Raw genomic sequence first — 2,500 nt, forward strand, 5'->3', positions numbered from 1 at the left:
GAATGATGTCACACCTGTTATCTAGTTTTGAGAGAACACTCTCAATTTGTTTGGTGGCGATAGCGAAGAGGTCACACCCGTTCCCATACCGAACACGGAAGTTAAGCTCTTCAGCGCCGATGGTAGTCGGGGGTTTCCCCCTGTGAGAGTAGGACGCCGCCAAGCAGATTTATTAATTCTACCATGTTTGTTTATGAAGCTTTATATTATTCCGCAGTAGCTCAGTGGTAGAGCTATCGGCTGTTAACCGATCGGTCGTAGGTTCGAATCCTACCTGCGGAGCCATTGCTTCCATAGCTCAGCAGGTAGAGCACTTCCATGGTAAGGAAGAGGTCAGCGGTTCGAGCCCGCTTGGAAGCTTTATTAAATGTATTATTACCAAGGTTTCTCATAAGGAGAAAGCTTTTTTTATTGCGATATGCGGAAGTAGTTCAGTGGTAGAACACCACCTTGCCAAGGTGGGGGTCGCGGGTTCGAATCCCGTCTTCCGCTCCATTTATCCCAACGGGATATTGTAAATTGAATTGCGCCCGTAGCTCAATTGGATAGAGCGTTTGACTACGGATCAAAAGGTTAGGGGTTCGACTCCTCTCGGGCGCGCCATATCTTTTAATAGAATAGATAGGAAATCGGGAAGTAGCTCAGCTTGGTAGAGCACATGGTTTGGGACCATGGGGTCGCAGGTTCGAATCCTGTCTTCCCGACCATTTTTATGGGGCCTTAGCTCAGCTGGGAGAGCGCCTGCTTTGCACGCAGGAGGTCAGCGGTTCGATCCCGCTAGGCTCCACCAAAAGTTTTAAAAAAGTTGTTGACTTTGAAGAAGTGACGTTGTATACTAATAAAGTTGCTTTAACAAAGCGGACAAACAAAATGATCTTTGAAAACTAAACAAGACAAAACGTACCTGTTAATTCAGTTTTTAAAAATCGCACAGCGATGTGCGTAGTCAGTCAAACTACTTTATCGGAGAGTTTGATCCTGGCTCAGGACGAACGCTGGCGGCGTGCCTAATACATGCAAGTCGAGCGGACAGACGGGAGCTTGCTCCCTGATGTTAGCGGCGGACGGGTGAGTAACACGTGGGTAACCTGCCTGTAAGACTGGGATAACTCCGGGAAACCGGGGCTAATACCGGATGGTTGTTTGAACCGCATGGTTCAAACATAAAAGGTGGCTTCGGCTACCACTTACAGATGGACCCGCGGCGCATTAGCTAGTTGGTGAGGTAACGGCTCACCAAGGCAACGATGCGTAGCCGACCTGAGAGGGTGATCGGCCACACTGGGACTGAGACACGGCCCAGACTCCTACGGGAGGCAGCAGTAGGGAATCTTCCGCAATGGACGAAAGTCTGACGGAGCAACGCCGCGTGAGTGATGAAGGTTTTCGGATCGTAAAGCTCTGTTGTTAGGGAAGAACAAGTACCGTTCGAATAGGGCGGTACCTTGACGGTACCTAACCAGAAAGCCACGGCTAACTACGTGCCAGCAGCCGCGGTAATACGTAGGTGGCAAGCGTTGTCCGGAATTATTGGGCGTAAAGGGCTCGCAGGCGGTTTCTTAAGTCTGATGTGAAAGCCCCCGGCTCAACCGGGGAGGGTCATTGGAAACTGGGGAACTTGAGTGCAGAAGAGGAGAGTGGAATTCCACGTGTAGCGGTGAAATGCGTAGAGATGTGGAGGAACACCAGTGGCGAAGGCGACTCTCTGGTCTGTAACTGACGCTGAGGAGCGAAAGCGTGGGGAGCGAACAGGATTAGATACCCTGGTAGTCCACGCCGTAAACGATGAGTGCTAAGTGTTAGGGGGTTTCCGCCCCTTAGTGCTGCAGCTAACGCATTAAGCACTCCGCCTGGGGAGTACGGTCGCAAGACTGAAACTCAAAGGAATTGACGGGGGCCCGCACAAGCGGTGGAGCATGTGGTTTAATTCGAAGCAACGCGAAGAACCTTACCAGGTCTTGACATCCTCTGACAATCCTAGAGATAGGACGTCCCCTTCGGGGGCAGAGTGACAGGTGGTGCATGGTTGTCGTCAGCTCGTGTCGTGAGATGTTGGGTTAAGTCCCGCAACGAGCGCAACCCTTGATCTTAGTTGCCAGCATTCAGTTGGGCACTCTAAGGTGACTGCCGGTGACAAACCGGAGGAAGGTGGGGATGACGTCAAATCATCATGCCCCTTATGACCTGGGCTACACACGTGCTACAATGGACAGAACAAAGGGCAGCGAAACCGCGAGGTTAAGCCAATCCCACAAATCTGTTCTCAGTTCGGATCGCAGTCTGCAACTCGACTGCGTGAAGCTGGAATCGCTAGTAATCGCGGATCAGCATGCCGCGGTGAATACGTTCCCGGGCCTTGTACACACCGCCCGTCACACCACGAGAGTTTGTAACACCCGAAGTCGGTGAGGTAACCTTTTAGGAGCCAGCCGCCGAAGGTGGGACAGATGATTGGGGTGAAGTCGTAACAAGGTAGCCGTATCGGAAGGTGCGGCTGGAT

At 51.7% G+C, this 2,500-nt stretch carries 6 tRNA genes and 2 rRNA genes (1 of these 8 cut by a window edge); all 8 read left to right on the forward strand.

The features are described 5' to 3' along the window. Positions 1-49 precede the first annotated feature (49 nt). Positions 50-165: ribosomal RNA gene (gene rrf / locus NSQ16_RS00950) — 5S ribosomal RNA — on the forward strand. A gap of 45 nt (positions 166-210) precedes the next feature. Then, positions 211-285, forward strand: a tRNA-Asn gene (locus tag NSQ16_RS00955). Positions 286-287: 2 nt separating this feature from the next. Continuing rightward, positions 288-360, forward strand: a tRNA-Thr gene (locus tag NSQ16_RS00960). Between the two features lie 60 nt (positions 361-420). Continuing rightward, positions 421-495 (forward strand) — tRNA-Gly (locus NSQ16_RS00965). A gap of 31 nt (positions 496-526) precedes the next feature. Further along, a tRNA-Arg gene (locus NSQ16_RS00970) sits at positions 527-603 on the forward strand. A 27-nt stretch (positions 604-630) separates the two neighbouring features. After that, positions 631-707 (forward strand) — tRNA-Pro (locus NSQ16_RS00975). Positions 708-714: 7 nt separating this feature from the next. After that, positions 715-790: transfer RNA gene (locus NSQ16_RS00980), tRNA-Ala, on the forward strand. Positions 791-960: 170 nt separating this feature from the next. Then, positions 961-2,500 (forward strand): 16S ribosomal RNA (locus NSQ16_RS00985) (it continues 10 nt past the right edge of the window).

This window comes from Bacillus sp. PS108 (genome assembly GCF_037963335.1).
GTDB lineage: Bacteria > Bacillota > Bacilli > Bacillales > Bacillaceae > Bacillus > Bacillus subtilis.